12 protein-coding genes and 2 tRNA genes are annotated in these 20,702 nt (G+C 67.1%); 8 read left to right on the top strand and 6 right to left on the bottom strand.

Features of this window, described 5'->3' with window-relative positions; all coding sequences use genetic code 11:
- Positions 1–57: 57 nt before the first annotated feature.
- The 3 genes from J2S58_RS11455 (at position 58) to J2S58_RS11445 (ending at position 508) form a co-directional block, all read left to right on the top strand.
- Positions 58–131, top strand: a tRNA-Ile gene (locus tag J2S58_RS11455).
- 77 nt (positions 132–208) lie between these two features.
- Complete coding sequence (locus J2S58_RS11450; RefSeq protein WP_205258238.1) at positions 209–379, top strand: DLW-39 family protein; 171 nt, start codon at positions 209–211, stop codon at positions 377–379.
- 53 nt (positions 380–432) lie between these two features.
- Positions 433–508: transfer RNA gene (locus J2S58_RS11445), tRNA-Ala, on the top strand.
- A gap of 21 nt (positions 509–529) precedes the next feature.
- Here the strand turns inward: J2S58_RS11445 and J2S58_RS11440 are convergent.
- A complete protein-coding gene (locus tag J2S58_RS11440) occupies positions 530–2,398 on the bottom strand; it encodes a DUF2075 domain-containing protein (protein WP_205258239.1) in 1,869 nt (622 codons plus the stop codon).
- A 143-nt stretch (positions 2,399–2,541) separates the two neighbouring features.
- Here J2S58_RS11440 and J2S58_RS11435 point away from each other — a divergent pair, with 143 nt between their 5' ends.
- Both J2S58_RS11435 and J2S58_RS11430 read left to right on the top strand, forming a co-directional pair.
- The gene (locus J2S58_RS11435; RefSeq protein ID WP_205258240.1) at positions 2,542–2,889 is read left to right on the top strand and encodes a nucleotide pyrophosphohydrolase; all 348 of its coding nucleotides are present in this window, start codon (positions 2,542–2,544) and stop codon (positions 2,887–2,889) included.
- A 371-nt stretch (positions 2,890–3,260) separates the two neighbouring features.
- Entirely contained in the window at positions 3,261–4,484 is a 1,224-nt protein-coding gene (locus J2S58_RS11430; RefSeq protein WP_205258241.1) for a toprim domain-containing protein, read from the top strand.
- 1,828 nt (positions 4,485–6,312) lie between these two features.
- On the opposite strand, the gene J2S58_RS11425 is transcribed toward J2S58_RS11430, so the two are convergent.
- From J2S58_RS11425 to J2S58_RS11405, 5 genes are all read right to left on the bottom strand, one after another.
- Complete coding sequence (locus J2S58_RS11425) at positions 6,313–6,783, bottom strand: hypothetical protein (protein WP_205258242.1); 471 nt, start codon at positions 6,781–6,783, stop codon at positions 6,313–6,315.
- Positions 6,784–7,120: 337 nt separating this feature from the next.
- A complete protein-coding gene (locus J2S58_RS11420) occupies positions 7,121–7,585 on the bottom strand; it encodes a very short patch repair endonuclease (RefSeq protein ID WP_205258243.1) in 465 nt (154 codons plus the stop codon).
- Between the two features lie 385 nt (positions 7,586–7,970).
- Complete coding sequence (locus J2S58_RS11415; RefSeq protein WP_205258244.1) at positions 7,971–8,216, bottom strand: hypothetical protein; 246 nt, start codon at positions 8,214–8,216, stop codon at positions 7,971–7,973.
- Positions 8,217–9,680: 1,464 nt separating this feature from the next.
- Positions 9,681–11,180 (bottom strand): RHS repeat-associated core domain-containing protein, encoded by a 1,500-nt coding sequence (locus J2S58_RS11410; RefSeq protein ID WP_205258245.1) that lies wholly within the window; start codon positions 11,178–11,180, stop codon positions 9,681–9,683.
- 53 nt (positions 11,181–11,233) lie between these two features.
- On the bottom strand, positions 11,234–16,492 hold the full coding sequence (locus tag J2S58_RS11405; protein ID WP_205258246.1) for a DUF6531 domain-containing protein: 5,259 nt from the start codon (positions 16,490–16,492) through the stop codon (positions 11,234–11,236).
- A 471-nt stretch (positions 16,493–16,963) separates the two neighbouring features.
- On the opposite strand from J2S58_RS11405, the gene J2S58_RS11400 reads away from it, so the two are divergent.
- From J2S58_RS11400 to J2S58_RS11390, 3 genes are all read left to right on the top strand, one after another.
- Positions 16,964–17,119: a hypothetical protein gene (locus J2S58_RS11400; protein WP_205258247.1), complete on the top strand. Its 156-nt coding sequence runs from the start codon at positions 16,964–16,966 to the stop codon at positions 17,117–17,119.
- A gap of 131 nt (positions 17,120–17,250) precedes the next feature.
- Complete coding sequence (locus J2S58_RS11395) at positions 17,251–18,252, top strand: hypothetical protein (protein ID WP_205258248.1); 1,002 nt, start codon at positions 17,251–17,253, stop codon at positions 18,250–18,252.
- 298 nt (positions 18,253–18,550) lie between these two features.
- On the top strand, positions 18,551–20,590 hold the full coding sequence (locus J2S58_RS11390) for an FUSC family protein (protein WP_205258249.1): 2,040 nt from the start codon (positions 18,551–18,553) through the stop codon (positions 20,588–20,590).
- Positions 20,591–20,702: the final 112 nt, after the last annotated feature.

Here is a 20,702-nt window from a genome sequence, read left to right as displayed (position 1 = left end):
CTCGCGGCGCCGTGGGATCTGCAGTCCGGGACCCGGGGCGTCGTGAGTGCTGTTCGAGGGCCTGTAGCTCAGGCGGTTAGAGCGCTTCCCTGATAAGGAAGAGGTCGGAGGTTCAAGTCCTCCCAGGCCCACGGTGGTACCCCTCGCAGTGCGGTGTTCGCAGCGCTGCGGGGTCAGGGGAAGTCCGATCGGCCGTGAGGACGTGCTCATGAAGAAGGCTTTGCTGCTCATCGCGATCGGCGCCGGCGGCGTTCTGCTCATGCAGAAGCGCAAGCGCGAAGCCGCCGCCGAGGCCGCCCTCTGGGAAGAGGCCACCAAGGCCGTCCCCACCGTCAAGCCGGACGACCTGCCCACCACCACCGCAGGCCCCGCCGTCTGACCCTCCACCCCGGCTCCATGTGCCGGGGATCCTGTGGCCCGACGTGGTCACCAGGGGACGTAGCTCAATTGGCAGAGCACCGCCTTTGCAAGGCGGGGGTTGAGAGTTCGATTCTCTTCGTCTCCACCATCCATCGTTGGTTGCCGCTCATCATCCGGGCAGTGTTGACGGGCCAATCATCGATTTCAGGAATGCGTTGGTCTCTGGATCCACACTGCAGATCAGGGTGCCGACCATTCCCCGAGTCATGAGGACCTTATACACGTTTCGTACCAGCCCGTCGAATTGGGCATCGGTGACGGTCGCCTTGGACCGGAAGTCTGGGTCCTTGTTGTATTCTCGACGGCTGACCCACTTGTCGGTGCGCCACACTAGGTCAGGACCCAAGATCACACCGTTCCAGTCGTATTCAAATCCCTGCGCCGTGTAGACGCATCCGACCTGGTGGAATCCATCGGGTTGTGATGCCCAAAGGGCAGACGGTGGTGCGCCTGGGAGTGGCCGCTCGCTGCGTGAGTTCCATGGGTGTCGCCAGTCATCGATGATCACGTCGGCAACAAGACTGCCGTCTGGCCGGGGGTCACTCCAGGACCAGCAGTATCCGGCGGTCATCCGGGCACCGAAGCCGTTATCGCGGTAGACGGCCAGGCGGCCTTCCAACTCGGCAGGGCCAGTGACGGTGTCGACCGAGAAGCGGTCGTCTCCCTCCCACTTCCAAGGCCCGCGATCCGTCAGACCCAGGAGGTCTTCGATCCAGCGGATGTAGAGCTCGCTGCCGCCGCTCCTGAATTGGGCACCTAGCGGGACCTCACGAACCTCGAGACCGAGAGCCGAGGCGTGGGCCTTGATCTCTTCCACCGTCCCCATCTCTCCAGGTCGAACCACCTGATGTTCGTCGAGGAGGAAGACCGGAACGCGGGCAGCCTGGATGAGCTCGTCGAGCTGGGGGCGCCCGGTGCGGAGTGCGGCTCTGGTATAGCGATTGGCCGAGGTGGCCCTCATTCGGTGGGCTTCGTCGAGAATGAGCACGTCGAGCCCGTTGCGCTCAGCTTCCATGAAGGAGTTGAAGTACTTGAACAGACTGCCGGAGCGCTGCCGCCCCTGACCACTGACCGTCCTCAGGGTTTGGGTGAAAGACCGGGAGCCCGTTGCATGCACCACGGTCCGCCCACGGGAAGCCAGTTCGCCCATCAACGAGAGAGCGATGACACTCTTCCCGCTTCCCGGGCCTCCGCTGACCACCACGACGGTCTTGTGGTCTCCAGACCTCGACCGCTCCACCTCGGCCAGGACGAGGTCCACAGCCACCCGTTGCTCATCGAGAAGAACAAATTGTTCGCGGTGGGCCAGCTCGTCGGCCACCACGTTGAGAAGCTGGCGTGAAGGACCAACTTTGGACTTGGCCAGCATGTCGGCGTATGGCGCACCGGGTACTCCCGGCTCAAGACGCGACCGAAGAAAGTCGATCAGCTCCCCGCGCTGCGCGCCGGAGAACAGTCGTCCACGCTGGTCCTGCGGGTATGTGGACAGTGTTTGAGCTACATCCAGCGATGCGTTGTGGAGGTAAGCGAATCCAGCCATCGTGTCAGGCTGGTCGTGCACGACCGCGAGGAAGTCGGCAAGGTATTCGCAGTAGTGACGGACCTGGGCGATGGGGTGCTGACGAGGGCCTCCCGGCATCCCGGGCACGGTTACCAGACTTGGCGCGTCCGGCCAGGGTGTGGCCGCCGTCCACTGCTTGAGCTCAACGACGACGTAAGACGGCCGACCGGTCTTCGGGTGGCGCCCAGCCAGCACGGCATCCGCACGCTTGCTGGTCAGCGGGAGCTGGAACTCCAAGAGGATTTCAACATCTTGGAGTCCAGCGTCGATCAGGTCGTTCGCGAGCACGGGCAGGCTCTTGGACCACGACCGAACTTCCCCCGGTGATGGTCGAGCACCTGTGTGGTGCTTCAGCAGGTCGAACAGCTGAACCTCGATGGCCTGGGGGTTCTGGGTGAGCTCGTGGAACGCGCGCACACTCTGTCGAAGCAGAATGACAGGACCCCCCGGGCAGCACGAAAAGATTCGTGCGGGTGGGGGACTGTCCGTAGAACGGGTGCCCGTCGGGCCGCAGTGACGAGCATAGGAGGAAGGACGGGCGGGATGGCACAGTGACCCCCGTGTATGACCTGCGCGAGCTGACCGAGGCAGTCCGGACGTTCAACCGCGACCGCGACTGGGAGCAGTTCCACGACGCAAAGTCGCTGCTACTAGCACTCGTTGGAGAGGTCGGGGAGGTAGCAGAGCTCCTTCAATGGCAGCCTGCAGCGACCGTCCGGGAGGACGTGAAAGCGGGGCGGCTGCATACGCGGTTGGCCGAAGAGCTGGCTGATGTCCTTCTCTACCTGGTCATGTTGGCCGATGAGACGGGCGTCGATCTGGGTCCGGCGGCGGCGGTCAAGCTTGCTGCTACCGCTCAGCGGTATCCCGCTTCGAAGTTCCGAGGCCAAGCCCCGGAGCGGCAGTAGAGCAGCCCGACGCTGTACGGCGGCGAGCCTGGGAGCGAGACCGGGACCGAGGCGGAAGGACGGCGTCCGGCTCGTAGGCAAGTCCTTGCTGGCGCCGCCGCACACGCGCGGGGGATCCTGCTGCATTGACCCGTCGGCACCCTGGCCGTCCCCAAACCGCAGCCCGGCGCCGACCCGGCCCCGGTCGACCCGCGGAAGACGACCGCATCCCCCCGGCCGACCTGTAGACCGATGCCCCCGAGCCTGATCCGCGGACCGCCACCACCCACCCCGCCGGCCTCGATACCGACAGCGCTCAGGCGCAGCTGCCTGAACCGCGGGTTAATTCTGAGACCGGGCCCGCGGATCCGTAGGCCCTCGCCCCTGTCATCGTGCTGCCCGCCGGGGAGAACAACGCGGCGCAGACCCGGGCTCGCGCCGCGGTCATCGCCGCGTGGGACTACTACCGCCAGCTCGCGCCGCGGTCCTGGGTCCCGGCCTACGTCGCCGGCCGCGGGTTGGACCCCTCCGGTATCGGCTACGCCCCGGGCGGGTGGACGCGCACCCTGGATCACCTGCTGGCAGCCGGGTTCACCGACACCGAGCTGCTGGCCGCGGGCCTGGCCCGGATCACCAGCCGCGGCGCCTTGATCGACCCGTTCCGCAACCGGGCGATGCTGCCCATCCACGACGCCACCGGGCAGGTCGTGGCCTTCACCGGCCGCGCCCACCCCAGCGAGATCGACGACCGCACCCCCAAGTACCTGGGCAGCGCCACCACCGACCTGTTCAGCAAGACCGTCCTGCCCTACGGACTCACCCCCGACACGATCGACCAGCTGCGGGCTGGGGCCAGCCTGGCCATCGTCGAAGGCCCGATGGATGCCCTTGCGATCACCGCCGCCGCCGCCCACGCCGGGCGGCGCCTGGTCGCCGTCGCGCCGTTGGGTACCGCGCTCACCGGGCAGCAGCTGGCCACCCTGGACCGCATCGCCCCGCTGACCGACCGCAAGATCATCGTCGCCCTGGACAACGACCCCGCCGGTCAGCGGGCCGCCGCCGCCGCTCACGACCTGCTGGCCGCGGCCGGCGTGCACGATGCCCGGGTATCGAACCTGCCCGCCGGGACCGACCCCGCCGACCTCTTGGCCACCGCCGGTGTCCAGGCGTTGGCCATCGCGATCGGGCAGCGCCGGCCGCTGGCCGACCTGGTCGTCGACCAGGCCCTGACCGCGTCGCTGAACGGCGAGCAGAGCATCGAGGCGCGCATCCACTCCCTGCGCTACGTCGCGCCGATCATCGCCCGGATGCCCGCGCCGCTGCGGGCCCGCCACGCCGCCCGCGCTGCGTCGACGCTGGACCTGGATGCCTTCCGCGTCCTGGACAAGATCGCCGTCCACGTCCCGTACGACCCCACCCCGCAAGGACCGCTGGGGTTGCCGAAGCCGCCGGCGCTGCGGACCCGGCAGGCGCAGATGCTGGCCGCGAACGCAGCACGGATCAACGCGATGGGCTCCCACACCGCCACCCAGACCCGCCGCGGCCCTGCGGTCGATGACGACCGGGACGCCGAGCGCGGCGCGGAGACCGACCGCGACACCGGCGCCGACTGGTAGCACCGGCCAGGAATCAACTCCCCCCGATCACCGATAGGCGTTCAAGGAGGTTCGCGGTCACCCCGACGGTCTATATGAGGTGGCGGCCGCCTACCCTTTTACCGGAGGACGAGCGAGGAGATCACCGTGACGCCGCTACTGGTCTTTACAGACGCCGTTGCCGAGATCCAACGACGCACCCAGTGACGGCCATGCCTACGGAACTTGGCGCTCATTGTAAACAGCCCGTCAGCGCCGTCCACCGGAAGGTCAGTCGTCGCACTCCCGCACAGCGCTGGTGAAGTCGTCAAGTTATCGAAAATACTCAGCACAACAACGCTGGAGCCGACTATGCACACGGCTGCGGATTCGCCGGAGACCGTGCTCAATCTAGATTGAGGGGTCTCTGTCAGGCCGGCGATCTCAGCGGCGCGAGAAAAAAGGTAGCTATCTGCTGGGCTATTCACCGATCATTCCAATCCATGTCGCCCAGGTGTCTTTCGCGGTTCCCTCGTCAGCCGCTGAGACCCATGTCAGCTGAACGGTAGCAAACCCCCTTAAATCGGCAGTGCTGGCTCTTAAGTCTGCGCTGAGATGACTATTTGAGTAGTCAAACTGCAGGGGACACTTTGTGTCCGCGCGGAAGTCGCAGAGCACTTCGACGGAGGAGCCCTGGGGAATACCGTCCGGGTCGATCGTAGCGAACGTTTGCATCACGAGGCGCTCAGGAGGGTTCCCTTCACTCAGGGTCATAAGGACTTTCCCGTTGGTCAAGTTGACTCGAGGTGCTCGTGCCCAGTCCAGCGAAGCTGGTTCCGTGGGTGGTATTCCTGACCCGTCCCAGGACAGCACCACCGGAGGTTCGAACTGATCCACACCTTCGGCGAACGAGACCAATGGAGGGTGTCCGCCAGGTGCGAATTCGGCTATTGGGTTCATTCCGGACGGGGATGCGTCGAGCTGTGGCCGGGCGCACCCCCCTGATGCAAACGTCACGAGGACGATCAGAACCGAAAGCCTCAGCCTCCGCACGTGATCTCTGAATTGTTCTCGTCATAAGATGCGGCAGTGTAGGTCGTCCCGTTGATCGTCGCTACGCCCCGTGACGTTGTCCGGTAACGGTACTTTTCGCCACGGGTGCAGTCGATAGCTACAGTAACCCGAACCGTCTGAGCCATTCGCGGCCCTGCGCTGGCAGATCCTCGATTTTCCCAGCCGTACCACCGGGATCTGTAGGTGGTCGCACTAACTGTGTTCTGAGAAACGATCCCGGTTGTGCAGAAGGACTCCACCCGGGTGTGAATCTGGTTGGCCGTCGTGTATGACACATGAGGAGTGTCGGTACGAACGCCGCAGTTGCCGGCGGCTTGGGTCGAAGCAGCACTACTGGTGGTGGTCCTGGCTTTCGTCAAGGGTACATAGGGGCCGGTTCCTCGGGGGCCGGCAGGTTCGGCGCCGGGGTCACTGGTGGGGGAGCTGAGCTGCGGCGAGCTCGGCGAGGCCGCAGGCCCGGCTGCGAGTGCAGGGGAGGCGGAGATGAGCATGCTCGCCACAGCTATTCCGAGCACTTTCAGAATGCTTGATCCCACAGGCTTCCGCATGTCAAACCCCTTCTCGAACCGACCAGAGTGGGTGAGGGTACCGGAAGGTAGTCGGATGGTCACGACCGGTCGTGGCTGTCTTGGGGGAGGAGCCCCTGTCGTGGCTGGCGACCAGGCCGAAGTTGGTCGTTCTAGCACGCCGCCACCCGTCCGGTGACCGAGTCTTCTTGACCGCGATCACCGGCTGCTCAGGGGACTAGGGACAAGGCGGGAGCTCTACCGTGACGGCGGCGCGGTAGTCGACCGCATCACCTGCCGGTCGACACCGTCAGGGACGGCGCCGTGCGCGGCGTAGTAGTCGGCCACCGCCTCCTTGGCCGGGTGAGCAGCAACACCGCCCCGGTGGCCTGCCACTCCTCATGCAGCACCTGCAGCAGCTGGCTGCCCTCACCTTCCCGGTTGGAGCGCACCAGGGAAGACATCACGAACACCGGCGCCCCGGTCGCCGCGGCGAGCTCGCGTCGGTGGGCGGGAAGGGAGCGCACCTGCGGAGTGCACAGCAGGCGCAGCACCTGCACCGCCAGCTCCGCCAGCATCGGCCCGCACACGATGGCCAGCGCCACGACGGCCGCCCAGCCCGACGACAGCGGCCCCACCAGGACCAACGCCAGCGGAACCGCGACCGCGAGCATCACCGCGAGATAGCCCACGGTCAGCGCGACCGCGGCTACCAGCGCGGGCCGCTGGATCTGCGGGGTTGTTTCACCGGTCAGGGTCATCGACGCCCCGGCCCGTCTTCGTATGTTCCCGCTGGTAACCGCCACGACCGGGGTGTCCAGGGGCCACACCCACGGCGCGATCAAGACCCCGGTCCACGACCGGGCACCGGGGTTGAGCACGTTGGACGACCGGGCCTGCCGCCACCCGATCTGCCGGGCCGGCGCCGACCGCGGCTCGGTCCTGACCGGTCACTGGCCCGGCTTGCCCGCCCCGGTCCGCGCCGGGTCGGCTGGCGAAGGGGCGTGGGTAGGCGCGGGGGTTGGTTCGGCGGGGGTGGCCGGAAGGAGCGGCGCGGTGGTGGGCACGACCTCGATCCGCCGCCGCGGTTCGCCGATGTCAGCCATGAGGGTCACGCTCCGGGGGACGAGGTGGGCGGTGAGGCGGTGACGTGGACCGGTAAGACTCCGTCGCGGCCGCAGTGGCGTCGCGATGCAGCGATGTCATTTGGACGGCGACGGCTCGTGCGGCGAGGGTCGGGTCCTGGTGCTCCCAGAAGCGCATGACGATCCAACCCGCCTCCTGAAGGATTGCGTTGGTCTCCCTAGCGCGTTCGCGGTTCCTGGTGATCTTGTCGGCCCAGAATCGGGCGTGGGTGGCGGAGACGGTGTGGTGTTCGGGGCAACCGTGCCAGAAGCACCCGTCGACGAAGACGGCCACCTTGGCTCGGGTGAAGACCAGATCTGCGGTGCGTCGGAAGGTGGGGATGGGTCGGAAGGAGACCCGGTAGCGAAGACCCAGGGCGTGAACGGCCCGTCGAACTGCGAGTTCGGGTCGGGTGTCTCTGCCCTTGTTGGCCTGCATGAAGGCTCGTTGCCGCCGGGCATCCAGTTGGCATACTGCTTCAAAGACGCTGCGAGCGCCGCAGCTGGACCCGAGACCCAGTCCAGCGGACGGTCTTATGGCGTCGCCTTCGCAGACCGTGCGGATCAGACGCTACCCAGCCACACGATTGAGGAATGGCAAGACATCTGCCGTTACAGCATGGCCGGCGAACGTGGGTGGATCAAGCCTGACGACCCCTTGGTCGGCTGCTTGAGCGGCGCCGGCAAGTTGTACATCATGCCCGGAACACCCGACGGCGCAGTGTGCGCCGGCTTGAACCTGGCTGTCGTCAGCCCCAGCTCATAGTCTTGCCAGCGTTATCGTCACTGTGACTAATTGCTGACGTCTGACCCCGACTCGGGACTCACTCCGAGGGTGCCGCGAACGTCCGCCGTAACAGCACACCATCACGGGCGCCCCCGACCAGGTTGATCACAATCAGCACCAGCCCGAAGAACCCGATAACGAACCCATCGGCCTGCACCAGCAGACTGGCGCCCAGCACCACGAAAACGGCACAGATGGCCAAGCTGGTTACCAGATCGGTCCGGGTGCTCTCGTCGTTGGTGAGCATCACCCGGAGCCGCCACAGCCGGTTGTCAACACCCATCCCGCACGCCCCCCGGACGGCCGATAATTGATATTATGTCAATAGTGCCTGGCTTACTTGTGCGGAGGCGGGAATTTTGCGCTGTCTACCATGGTGCTGTCCTTGTTCGCCGGGACTTCCTGATAGGGACCATCAGGCACGTCAACAAGGACGCTGAGAGAACTCCCCGTTTGATCAGAGAAGATGCTGACGATGTCTTGGAGTACGGCCGGAGGCTCGCTTACAGAGGCACCCTCGGCACTCGCGCCCCCGGCAGCATGAACCGGGTAGCCGGTAAATGCGACTACCCATACTGGTTCGGCAACATGTGCCGGGTCGACACTTCCATTATTACGGAGCGTCCCATTACTTGAATTCGTGAGAAGGGCATACCGAACGATAGGCTCGGAATATTTTGGCGCATCTAAAAACAAGTTACCGCCTTGAAGGCGTTGATATGCTTCGTCCGCGGACATCTGGGGAGACATGTCCGCCGGGGGAAGTTCGAGCGTGATCAACCCCCCGTGGTAAGTGACGATGGGGGTAAATGCATCCGGGGCGGGCGCCCGGGCGGCGGTGACCGCCGCGCTGGATACGACCTTTTCAGCGGCTGCATCACCTCCTCCTGCTGCACTGAGCGTCGTTCCGGGGTGAGGCGCAACTGTTCAGGGCAGCCCCGAGAAGAAAACAGAGTGTCGTTACCGCTAGCTTGGTACCGGACTTGACCACAACAATTCCCCCCAGACGATGGTCAGAGTACGCCTAACAATGCATTGCAGTGAGTCGCCCGGAGGCCTGAAAAGCGTATCCAACGTTTGGCAAGCCGACCGAACATGACGAAACGGCCACGGACTCCACCACGCAAAGCACCCTTCGACTCTACGCTGAGAACGACGCCTTACACGCTAATCGAATCCCCCCGATCACATCGCAGCGATCAGTTTGTTAAGGCGCCTTTCGATGGATATGTAACCTGCGAGCGACGCCTGAGGAAGACCGACCGCCTCCGCCTTCAAGACATGCCGCATGGATAGCAAGTCAGCGGGATCGTCCTCATTGTACAGCTGGATATTCCATGTACCCTCGGGCTCAGGCAGAACTGGCGAGCTCATCAACGGAACCATTGGCCACAGAAGCCTATTCCATGGCCTAATCTGGGCGAAGATTGGCCAAGCGCCGGACGTGAGTCCCATCCCGCTGAATCGAGATATAAATGCGGCGTTTTCTGCACTAAGGTTGCAGGTCAACCTGTCTGGTAGCGAATCGAAAAGAGGGTCAACGAAGAAATACCCCAGTGAGATTTCCGGGGAGGTGACCGAACGCCGGGCGACAACTCCAGATGCCCACCTCCCGTCTGGGGCAGGCACACCGAAGACGTCGCCTTCCGAAAACTCGATACGGTCCCGCCGGGTGCGCGATGTCATAGAATTGTTGTTCTCCCTGAACAATGGGTGTTCTCAAAGACCTTTATTTCCCTATTTTACATCATACAGCTCGATCCCCCCGAAGGTGTCGGTTTGCAGCCTGCTGGTAGGTTCCTAGCCTGGGACTTTTGGGACTAATTGGCCGGATCTTATTGTACCCGCCGTTAACCTTCTGCGCTTGTGGGTTGGCGTCGTAAATCTTCTGCTCCAACCCCCTCTGTTCTTCGTAGACATCCGATCTGTGAACCGTATCGAAATCTAGGTGTTGCAGCTCTGGGTCGTTCGCGTGCTGACGCTCTCGTACTTTGAGATTGTTGGTTCTGCCTGTGCGCACAACGGTACCCTCTTCTTTGAGTACGTAGACCCCACCTTTTGTGGCGCTCTCTGCAGCCGCGCAGCCACCATCGAATGCGGCTGCGATGGCTGCATCTTCTTCTGGAAGCGCTGCGGAGGCGGCCCCATCGGTGAGGACTTCCTCGCCGACGTCGATCACAACGATGGCAGCTATGCACCAGAACCCGCACAGCCCAGTGGGGTCGGCGTCGTTGAGGGGGTTGCCATTGACATAGGCGTAGGGGGTGCCTGTTGAGCCCACCAGTGGGTCGATGGTGAGGAACTGTGCTGTGGTGGGGTCGTAGTAGCGGGCTCGGAGGTAGAGCAGCCCGGTCTCAGTGTCGGTGTACTGCCCGGTGTACTGCAGTGGGCTGGCGGCGGTTCCGGTGTGGGTGGCCTGGCCGTACGGGGTGTAGCTGTAGCGGCCGGCGTCGGCTCCGGTGGAGTCGAGCAGGGTGCGGGTGGAGCCGATCTGGTCGTGCACGAAGTAGTACGCGCCGGCGGCGCCGACCTGTTCGATGGGGGCGCCGTCCGGGCCATAGAGGTAGTTGTTGGTGCCGTCGGACAGCAGGTTGGTCGCTGCGTCCCAGGTGTAGCGGGTGGTGGTGGCGCCGACGGTCTTGCTGGTGCGGATGCCGTCGCCGTTGTAGGTGTACTTCCCGCTCCCGGCGGGGGTGCTGGCCGAGGTGAGGCGCCCGGCCTGGTCGTAGCCGTAGGTCGAGGGCGGGCCGTTGGCCGGGGTGCTCTTGGTGCGCTCGCCGACTCCGTCGAAGGTGAAGGTGGTGGCGACGGTCGGGATGGTGCCGCAGGTCGGGGTGGTAACCGCAGTGGTGGTCGACCAGCACTGCTGTCCGGCCGGGTCGAACGCCTGGGTGGCCCCGCCCACGGTGGTGGGGTGGTTGGCGGCGTCCATGGCGTACCCGGCGGTACCGCCGCTGCCGGTCGCGCCGCCCGTGCTGGAGGTGAGCTGTTCGCGGCTGCTGTAGGCGAAGGTCTGGGTGGCGCCGCCGGCGGTCTGCGAGGTGACCTGGCCGGCGCTGTCCAGGCCGTAGCCCAGGGTGGTGATGACGGTTGAGCCCTTGGCCGCAACGGTCTGGGTCAAGCGGTCTGCTTTGTCGAAGGTGTTGGTGACGGTGACCCCGTCGGGGTAGCCGGTGGTGGTCAATGCGTGGTCGTGGTCGTAGCCGAAGGTGATGGCCCGGCCGGCGAAGTCCTTGACCGACGTCATGCGGTTCGATGCATCGAAGGCCTGGATGACGGGGGTGGCCTGGCCCGGGTAGGTCAGGACGTCAGGTTCCCGGCGGTGTCGTAGCCGTAGTTCACCGTGGCTGCGGCGCCGTTGGTGGTGGCGGTGATCTGCCCGAAGGTGTCGTAGGTGGTGCTGGTGGTGCCGGTGCCGTCGGTCAGGGTGGTGCGGCGGCCGTCGGCGTCGTAGCCGTAACTCACTGTGGGGGTCACGCCGTCGGAGTAGGTCAGCTTGGTGATCTGGCCGGCCGCGTTCGAGGTGGGGGTGACCTTCCGTCCGAGTGCGTCCGTGCTGGCCGTGACCCGCCCGGCGTGATCGACGGTGATCGTGGACTTCCGGTTGTCCGGATCGGTCGTGCCGACGGTGCGTCCTTGCCCGTCGTAGCTGTAGGTCGTCTTGCGGCCGAGTCCGTCGATGGTGTCGGCGACGGTGCCGTCGGGGTTGTAGTCGGTCTTGGTGGTGGTGCCGTCGGCGGCGGTGCTGACGGTGGGGCGGTCTGCCTGGTCGTAGGTGGTGCTGGTGGTCTTGCCGTTGCCGTCGGTGGCGGTCAACTGTTGGCCGTCGCCGCCGTAGGTGGCTTTGGTGGTGTGGCCCAGGGCGTCGGTGGTGACCAGGGGCTGGCCGTAGGCGTTGCGGGTGACGGTGGTGCAGCCGGTGGTCGGGGGCGTGCAGCCCGGAGTGGTGCCGGCGGCGACCCCGTTGCCGCTGACCGTGGAGGTGACCCACCCGGTGCCGGTGTTGTACCCGGCCTTGCTGGTGTTGCCGGTGGCGTCGGTACTGCTGACCTGGTCGCCGAAAGTGTCGTAGGTGGCCGTGGAGGCGTGGTTGTTCGGGTCGACGGTCTTGGTCAGGTCGGCAGGGTGGGCGGGGTCGGTGTAATAGAAGTTCGTGGTCCGCGCGGGGGCGGTTCCGAGGTTGCCGGTGCTGGACTCGACGACGTTCCCGGCCTGGGTGATGGTGGTGGAGGTCAGGTCTCCGTAGGTGAATCCGCCGGTGTTGGTGGCCGTGGAGCTGGTGTTGATGTGCCCGGCCTGGTCGTAGACGTTGACGGTGGCCACGCCCATCGGATCGACGGACTCGATGAGGTCACCGGCGTCGTCGTAGGTGCTGGAGGTGGTGTAGCCCAGGGCGTTGGACGCGGCGATCTGGTTGCCGTGGGTGTCGTAGGAGAAGGTCTGCAGGTTGCCGTCCGGGTCCGAGGCGGTGGACACGCCCAGGCTGACCGGGTCGTAGGTGTACGTCCACGTGCCGGCGTCGGCGGTGCCGTAACCCTTGGTCTCGCTGGTGAGCAGGCCGCCTGAGTAGGTGTCCAGGGTCTTGTGACCGCCCGGGTCGGTGACCAGGGTCTGCCCGGCGGACAGCGCCGGGGAACTGCTGGGTCCGTAGGCGAAGGTGGTTGCCCGCCCGGTGGGGTCCTTCTGGGTCAGTACCCGGTCTGCGGAGTCGTAGGTCATCGTGGTGGCCGCGGCCGTCACCGAGGACGAGGTGTAATTCTTCGGTGTCCGCATGGAGGCGACGAGGTGCTTGCCGGCGACGTAGGAGAACTGGAACCGGTCATTGGAGGCCAGGCCCGCGCTGCGGTCGGTGCCCACCCCGTACACATCGGTGAGGTTGCCCGCGGAGTCATACGCGTAGTCGATGCGCCGCCCGGCCGTGTCTGCCAGGGCGGTGATGTGGCTCCCGGTCCAGGTGAGCGTGAGCTTGCGGCCGGCCGGGTCGGTGACGGTGGACAGGTGCCCGGAGCCGTCATAGGCCAGGGCCGTGCTGTACGCCGGGGCGGCGTGCGCGCCGGCCAGGGTGGTCTCGGCGGTGAGGTGACCGGTGGCGGCGTCGAAGGTGTAGATCTCCCGGCCGCTGCGGGTGAAGACATAGCTCGAGCCGGAGGCGACGAGGGTGGCGTCGAAGCGCGGCGCCGACGGGGTGAAGGTGCTGCCGTTCTTGGTAAACGGCACTCGGGAGCCGTCCTCCTGGGTGATGGTGACCGCGCCGCTGGTGGTATCGGTGGCGGCGGTCAGGTTGTAGCTGTCGGTCCAGCCGTACCCGAAGGGCCCGTCCTTGGCCAGCGCTGCGTTGGGGCCGGTGGGGTCGGCGGTGGCGGCGGCGTAGGAGCGGGTGAAGTTCAGCGGCATGCCGCGGCCGGGGATGGACAGGTCGGTGAAGGTGTCCCCGAAGTAGCCGGTGGAGGTGTCGACCGGGTCGCCGGCGGTGCGCTTGGCGCACCCGCACTGCAGCCACGCGGGGTTGGAGCCCTTGGGTTCGTCCTGCACGGTGGGCGGTCCGCCGATCGGGGTGCCCGGGGTGCCGCCCTGCGGCACGAAGGCGACCGCGTCCCAGGCGACGTCGAAGTTGTAGGCGTGCTGGCCGGCGCTCTGGATGACCGCTGATTGGTTGGACAGGGAGACGCTGCCGCCGTTCTGCATGGCGAACGTGCCGATGGTCGCCCACTGCTCGGAGCCGAAGCTCTGGTTGACGCGGATCTTCCACGGGGTCGCGTTCCCGCCGGGGTTGATCGTGTAGACGACGTTGGTCGCGGTCGCCCCGATGGACGGGACGTGGATCTTGACCGTGTAGTACTGCAGCGAGGGCAGCGTCGGGGTCCAGGTGCCGGTGTTGATCAGGCCCGGGTTGGTGCCGTCCTCGGTGTGGGAGAACCAGACGTGCCCGCCCAGGCCGACACCGAGCTGATGCATGTCGATCTGGCCGATGGGGTCCCCGGCGGCGTTGGCGCCGGGGGTGAGGGTGAAGGAGCCGCCCGAAGACCAGTTCGGTGTTCCGCAGCCCTGCAGGTTCGCCGGCGGGGCGCTCTCGTCGTCGACCACGATGGCGTTGGTCGCGACCTTGGCGTGGTCCACCGAACAGGTCGGCGGGTTCTGGTTGGCGAACGTCGGCTCGGTGGACCCGGAGCCCACCGTGTATGGGCTGGTCGCGCAGGTCGTTGCGCAGTTCGGGATCCACGTCACGGGCTGGTGCCACCAGCATTCGAAGTCGTCCAGCATGCAGTGGGTGGCACCGGGGTTGGAGGTGTTGGTGTTCTGCGGGTCGCAGTGGTTGTCGGTCAGCGTGCAGAACGAGGCCCGGGCCGGGATCTGCAGCCAGCTCTGCCCGCCCTGATAGGTGGGCTTGGCGTAGGCCTTAGAGCCGTAGCGCACGATGGGCGAGGCCATCCAGCCCATCACCCGCTCCTGGTACGGCCAGTTCCCCGGGTGGGCCGCGTCGGCGTAGGAGGTCTGCAGGAACGGCGCCCGCGACGGCGGGTAGTCCAGGTTGTCCGGGTTGTTGGTCCACCCCAGACCCCAGGTGCCGTCCGGGCCGGTGCAGCTCGGTCCGGGGGTGCAGCCGGTGGAGTTGTACCTGCTGCCCGGCTGGACACCGCCGTTGTAGGCCCAGATCGCGAAGTACCAGTTCTCCAGATCCTGCGGATCGGCGTTGTTTGCGGTGATCCCCGCCGCGTACAGCTGGTTCCACTTGCCTTCCAGGATCTGCAGCCCCGCGGCGATGTTGTCCTGGTAGTCCACCGCGACCTTGACCTGCCCACGAGCGGACAGCGAGTGATCACCGGCGTGCATGCCGTCGGTGACCTGCGCGATGCCGTAGCCGCAGTCGGCGCCGGCGTAGTTCATCGAGACGATGTCGCCCGCGGCGCCGTAGTAGTCGGCGATCAACGGGTCGCCGGCGTTACCCGCCGGAGCGTGCCAGGAGGCCTGGTTGAAGTTCGACTCCTGCGCCATGATCGCTTCGAACACCACCCGCGGCACCGTCGAGCTGCTCGTCCCGGCCGGGTGGGACAGCGGGATCAACGGGAAATCGGTGCTCGGCGAGTACGCCGGGAAGCCCAGGCCCTGCCAGTTCGCGGGCCGCGTGGATGCCGCGCCGGTGAGCAGGCCCTGCTCGGCCATCTGCGCCGCCCAGTCCACTTGGGCCGGCGATGGCTGCATTACCTGCTTGCTCACATCACCCGGGGCGACCGCGCACGTCGGGGTCTGCGTCGACGCGGCCTGCACTGAGAACGCCCCCACGGCCGTCGGATTCGTCGAGCGGCGCAGTACCGCGGGCACCGCGGTGGTCGAAGGACCGGTCGAGGGCAGGCGGTAGGCCGCCGGGGCGGCATCGCCGCCCGGGTGCAGACCAGCTGCGCTAGGCGTGGGCGCCACGTCTTGGGTGGACTGGGGGGTGACGCCTGGCGGGACGTAGGTGGGGACCTGACTGGTCGTGGACACAGACGTGCCCGACGGCGCCGCCACTACCGACCCATCCGCGCCGCTGACCGCGGCGGCGTCCGGGTCCGAGCTACTAGCCCGAGGCACCAGGGTCGTCACGCCGGTCGTCGGCACCAGGGATGTCGGTGCCTGCCCGGTCGTCTGGTCCGTGCCACCCGGGGTGGCGCCGATCAGCACGCTGCCGTCCAACGAGGAGCTCGACGCCCCTTGCGGCAGGCCCCCGTCGTCAACGACCGCGACCTTGGCCGCACTCGCTGCGGGGCCGTCGGACGTCGCGGACCCGGACAGCACCGCGCCGCCGTCCCGGCCGGCGAACATGTGCAGTCGCGTCCTGGGCCCGGTGCCCAGGTCGGTGACAGCGCCGGCGAGGAGATGGTGTGCGACGGCCGTGGACCCCGCCTGGTCGGTGGTCAAGAAATCGACACCGCCGTCCGCCGCCGGGTGCAGCTCGTAGGCATCCCCGCTGACCCGGGCGAGAACCTGAAGGGCACCGTCGGTGCCGACCGCGACGATGCTCGAACCTGCCACCGCGACTGTGCCGGTCACCGCCGGGGCCGCCGAGGTCACCTGACCGGCGACGGTGACCGATGACCGCACCGCACCGGTGGCCAGATCCGCCGTGGTCAACACGGTCGAGGCGTCCTGGTCGCCCAGGTCGGTGGTGAACACTCCGTCATCGCCGGTGCCGCACCCAGGCGAGTAGTACTTCAAGCCCACCCCGGACGCCACCGGGTGCACCTCACCGGAGGCCAGGTCCACCGAGAACGCGAACGCACCCCGGTCGCGGGCCTGGGACAGGTTGACCGAGGAAGCCGGCAGAACGGTCACCGCGGCGAAGTTCCCGTCCCCGGAAAGACACTGATAGCCAACCCAGGCGGACGGATCTAGGCCCGCCGGCCGCAGGATCGCGACCTCCCGCCACGCCGACCCGCCCTGGGCGATCTGCAGGTGGTAACCGCTCTCGTCCCCGTACCCGTCCAGAGCGACATCGCCCGACGCCACCCCGGCATCCGTCGCCACTGCCGACACGGCCGCCGGGACGCTCGTCGTGGCCGGGACGACCTGGGCGTCAGCCACCGGTTGAACCAGACCAGCAGCGACGGCGGCGGCGGTCCCGACAGCCAATAACGCGACCCGCCACCGCCTTGCACCCTGCTCGGAACGGGAGAACGGCATGCGAGGACCAGCTGTGCGCAAGAGACGCCTGACTCTGGAAGGAATGGGCTCACGGGCAGGGAATCGACCGACGCCGGCCCGAGCCGAAAGGAAAGCTAGCCCCCCGACAAAGTCTTAGCAACGGTAAGTTTCATGTGAGGCTGAGGTCGGCGTGGCGTCGGCGGCGAGTCTCACAAACCTGACTCCTGGCCCTTGGTCGCCACTCTCGGCGATACAACATCACCCTTGGTGATTAGTGCTTTGTGTGAAGTGTTAAGCATTGAACCGGTCGGATCAGCCATACGTAACGAAATGCCTCAACTAACCAGAAACCGGCAAATGGGGTGCACCAGAACGAGTGCACTGGTTCCGGGCCATCTGAGAAGGACTGTGGTGACAGCCAGGCTGTGGGCCGAGGAGGACGACTGGGAGCCGATGCGCTCCAACGGCGCCCTCTACGGCAGCCTCGGTCATCGAGCCCTCGCCAGGTTCGCTCCCGTCGCGACGGTGATCATCCGCGTCGTGTCAGCGGGCGGTCACGAGTGGTGATGGCGGGGGGTGCGGGGTGGGGCGAGTCAACGGCCCTGACCTGGAGGTGGCCCCACCCACCCACTTCAACGGGGATCAGGCACACCGCCCCTCTAGAGGCGCCTCTGCTCCGCACCCGTGACGGGACTGGCATGACCGGCATCGCCATCCCTGCCGAGACCAGCACCATCGGCCGGGTGAGCCCGGAGAAGCCCTGGCCGGCCGGGTGCTGCGGGTGGCTGACCTGCGTGCATGGCGGCGTTTGGCTCGTCGACTGCTGCGAATGCGCCCGCTGCCAGACCCTCATGCCCACCATCGACCAGCCCGCGTCGAAGGGCGTCATCTTCATCGCGGGCGGTCAGCTCCTCCTGCACGGCTCCCCCGCCTTGCACACCCCTCCGGAGAGCCGGACAACCTCACATCGGACAGGAACGTCCCTGCGGGCGGGCTCACTGACCGGGAGAGACATGTTCGCGCTGGTGTTCATCGTTCCGTTGGTCCTGCTCGTCGGGGCTGTCTTGCTGCCGGTGGCTTTCCTGCGCAGCTTCGGCAGCCGGCCATGGACCGCCTGGGGACACGGTGTACTTCTGGCCCTGACGGGCTTCTGCCTGGCTTCGCTCACCGGACTGTTCACCGCCGGGGCCCTGGTGATGGACGCCGGGGACGTCTGCTTGCGTCCACTCGAAGGTCTCGGTCACTCCTCCAGTGACACCTACCCCACGCTGCGCACGAAGCTGTTCCCGTTCCACGCGGTGTGCGACGACGGTCGCCACTCGGTCGACCTGGTCCCCGGCTTCGTCAACCCCACCCTGGTCGTGTGCCTGCTCGCCCTGCCGGTGCTGCTCGTCGGCCTGGGGGCCGCCCGCCGGCGCAGGGCTCCTGGTGCCTCCACCTCCAGCCCTGTGCTCCAGCAGACGGCGGCAGGCATCGCTCCATCTGCCCCAACGCCCCAGAGGGCGGCGGCGGAATCACCGGGACCCACTCCGGCTCCTCGCATGCTGTCCTGGGTGATGGCCGGTCTCGGGTTGACCGCGTTGTTCCTGACCCTCGCCGGCTTCTTCACCTTGGCCGCTGCTTCGCTGCTTGCGCTGCTCGTGGTGACGATCTTGGTCCTTCACCTGCGTCGAGCCAGCAAGGGCCGCCCCCGCCGGTGACTTGTGCCCGGCACCCCGCCCGACTTCATCGACGACCCCTGAATAGAGGCCCCACCCCCGTGGCTACCGCTCCGAGCAGTCCGAGGCCCCGATGGGCGCCATGGTCCCGCGCATTGCTCCCCGACCCATTGGGCAACAACCTCACCGCTGCGGCCTGCCCGCATTGTTCGCACGCGTGCTGCGCACGACCCTGGCTCGCGTCGAAGGGGTCGCATGGAGGCGTTCGACGCCCGTGCAACACCCACCAGCGAGAATGACCCATCGCACCAACCTGAAGTCACGCGCCGCCGGAGGACCCTTGAACCGCACTGCCCCGTGGGTGGCCCGCCTGGCCACCTCCGATCCCGGGCTGTTGCGACTCCGGCTGGCCCTGCGCGGAGCGGGAGCAGTCGGTCTGATCGCATTGGTCGCCCACTTCGTGGGCCCATGGGTCGGCATCCCATCAGTCGCCGCCATGCTCATCGGTGGCAGCGTCGGGTTGCAGGGGTCGTTCGCGGCGTCTGGGCGCCCGCCAAGAGACGTTGTCCGGGTGCTCGTCTGGTTCCCGCTGGTGGCTGCGGCCGGTGCTGTCCCCGCCGCTCTGCTCTCCAGCGATCACCCCGTGCAGGTGATCCTCTTCGCCGTCCTCTTGGTGCTCGCCGTCTTCGTGCGGCGCTTCGGGTTACGCGCCCAGATGTACGGGATGCTCGGCTGGTTCGCCTACTTCTTCACCTCCTTCACCGGCTTCACGCTGGACACCTTGCCGGGGCTCCTCGCCCTGGTCGTGGTGGCCACCGGCTGCGTCATCCTGGTCGGCGCCGTCCTCTTCCCTGATCGGCCGGCCGCCGTCTACACCGCTGCGCGCCGGGCCTTCACCGACCGGGTCACCGTGCTCATCAGTACTGCGGCCGATGTCGTCGGCGGGTCGGTCACCACGGGGGACGGTGAGCGGCGGCTGCATGCCGCCGGGCTGCGGCTGGTCGAGGTCTCGCTCATCGTGGAGGGCTACCTCAGCCAGCCCGGCAGCCTTCCCGAGGGCACGGCCGAGTCCGTCGCTGTCATCCGCCGGCGCCTGCTGGACGCCGAACTCGCCGCCGACGAACTCGCCGAGGCCGTTACGCAGCTACGTCATGACGGCATGCCGGAGCAGGTGCGAACGGCCCTGGCCGACGCGTTGCGGGTGGTCGGGCAGGGCGATGTGGACCGCGGTCGGGAGCAGCTCCGGCAGCTCGACGACCGGCTGGCCGACGACCACGACCTCGACGAGGTCCGCTCGGATGTCGAGCCGGCCGTCACCGCCGCGCGGCGGCTGCTCGCCGCCACTGCGGATCCGCTGACCCCTGCCCCCACCGGAGACGTCACGTTCGAGGGCGCGGTCGCATTGATGGGCGGCAACCTGCCCTCGTCGGCGAACTCCGCCAAGGACATCGCCGCCGCGCAGACCCCCCGCCTGTCCCTCAACACCCGGATGACCATCCAGGCCGCGATCGCCGCCCCGATCACCGTGCTGCTCGGCGAGCTCATCTCCCCGTCCCGCTACTACTGGGCGCTGCTGGCCTGCCTACTCGTCCTCACCGGCACCTTCACCACCGGGGAGGTCACCGCCAAGGGCATCAACCGGGTCGTTGGGACGGTCGCCGGCCTCGGCGCCGCGACCCTCGCCGTGCACATCACCGGCACGTCCGGGTGGGCCATCGTCGGCGTCATGCTGGTCTGCGTCTTCCTCGGGCTGTACTTCTTCCGCGTCTCCTACGCGGTCATGGCGTTCGCCGTCACCACCCTGCTCGGCGAGATCTACAACGTGCTCAACGAGTTCACCCGAGCGTTGCTGCTCACCCGCATCATCGAGACCGTGGTCGGGGCCGCGGTGGCCGTCCTCGTCGTGCTGGTCATCCTGCCGATCCGCACGGCCGACGCACGGCACGCGGCGCACCGGGCCTTCCTGATCGAGCTGGGTGCCCTGCTGGGCGACATCGCCGTCCGGCTCCGTGAACCCGGACGGCAGCGCAGTCTCGCGCTGGACGCGCGGCGCTTGGACGCTCAGCTGCACCAGTACGCGACGGTCTCCCGGCCGGCAGCCGGCGCGACCATGCTCGGTCTGGCCCGGCCCGGCGCGCTCACCTCGATCTCCGCCTTCACCCAGGTCGCCTACCGCGCCCGTGCTCTCGCCGCCTCGGTGATCCGCCTGGAACCCGGCAGCCGACCCGACCTGGCCGACCGGTGCGACCTCCTGCGGCAGGAGGTCGCGGTGACCGCCGACCCGCCTCCGCCCTGGACGCCAGGCCCGGACGACGCGATGGACCGTCGACTGAACGCCCTGCGGGATGCGGTGCGCGCGTTGCCTGGTGGTAATCGGTGACGACGACCGGGCGCGAACCGGGTGGGGTGGCGAGTCCGCCAGGGGATCGGTGCGATCAGGGGGAGCCGGCCGAACTCCGGGATGGACGACGGAGCGCCTCGCTCATCCGCGG

Source organism: Nakamurella flavida (assembly GCF_030811475.1).
Classification (GTDB): domain Bacteria; phylum Actinomycetota; class Actinomycetes; order Mycobacteriales; family Nakamurellaceae; genus Nakamurella; species Nakamurella flavida.
Note: the sequence above shows the minus strand (reverse complement) of the source record. Positions and strands in the feature narration are given on the sequence as shown.

Coding starts and splice junctions, on each gene's coding strand:
- J2S58_RS11450 (WP_205258238.1), top strand. CDS start 209: ATGAAGAAGGCTTTGCTGCTCATCGCGATCGGCGCCGGCGGCGTTCTG.
- J2S58_RS11425 (WP_205258242.1), bottom strand. CDS start 6,783: ATGACCCTGACCGGTGAAACAACCCCGCAGATCCAGCGGCCCGCGCTG.
- J2S58_RS11420 (WP_205258243.1), bottom strand. CDS start 7,585: ATGCAGGCCAACAAGGGCAGAGACACCCGACCCGAACTCGCAGTTCGA.
- J2S58_RS11415 (WP_205258244.1), bottom strand. CDS start 8,216: ATGGGTGTTGACAACCGGCTGTGGCGGCTCCGGGTGATGCTCACCAAC.
- J2S58_RS11410 (WP_205258245.1), bottom strand. CDS start 11,180: ATGACGTCGGTCAAGGACTTCGCCGGCCGGGCCATCACCTTCGGCTAC.
- J2S58_RS11395 (WP_205258248.1), top strand. CDS start 17,251: ATGACCGGCATCGCCATCCCTGCCGAGACCAGCACCATCGGCCGGGTG.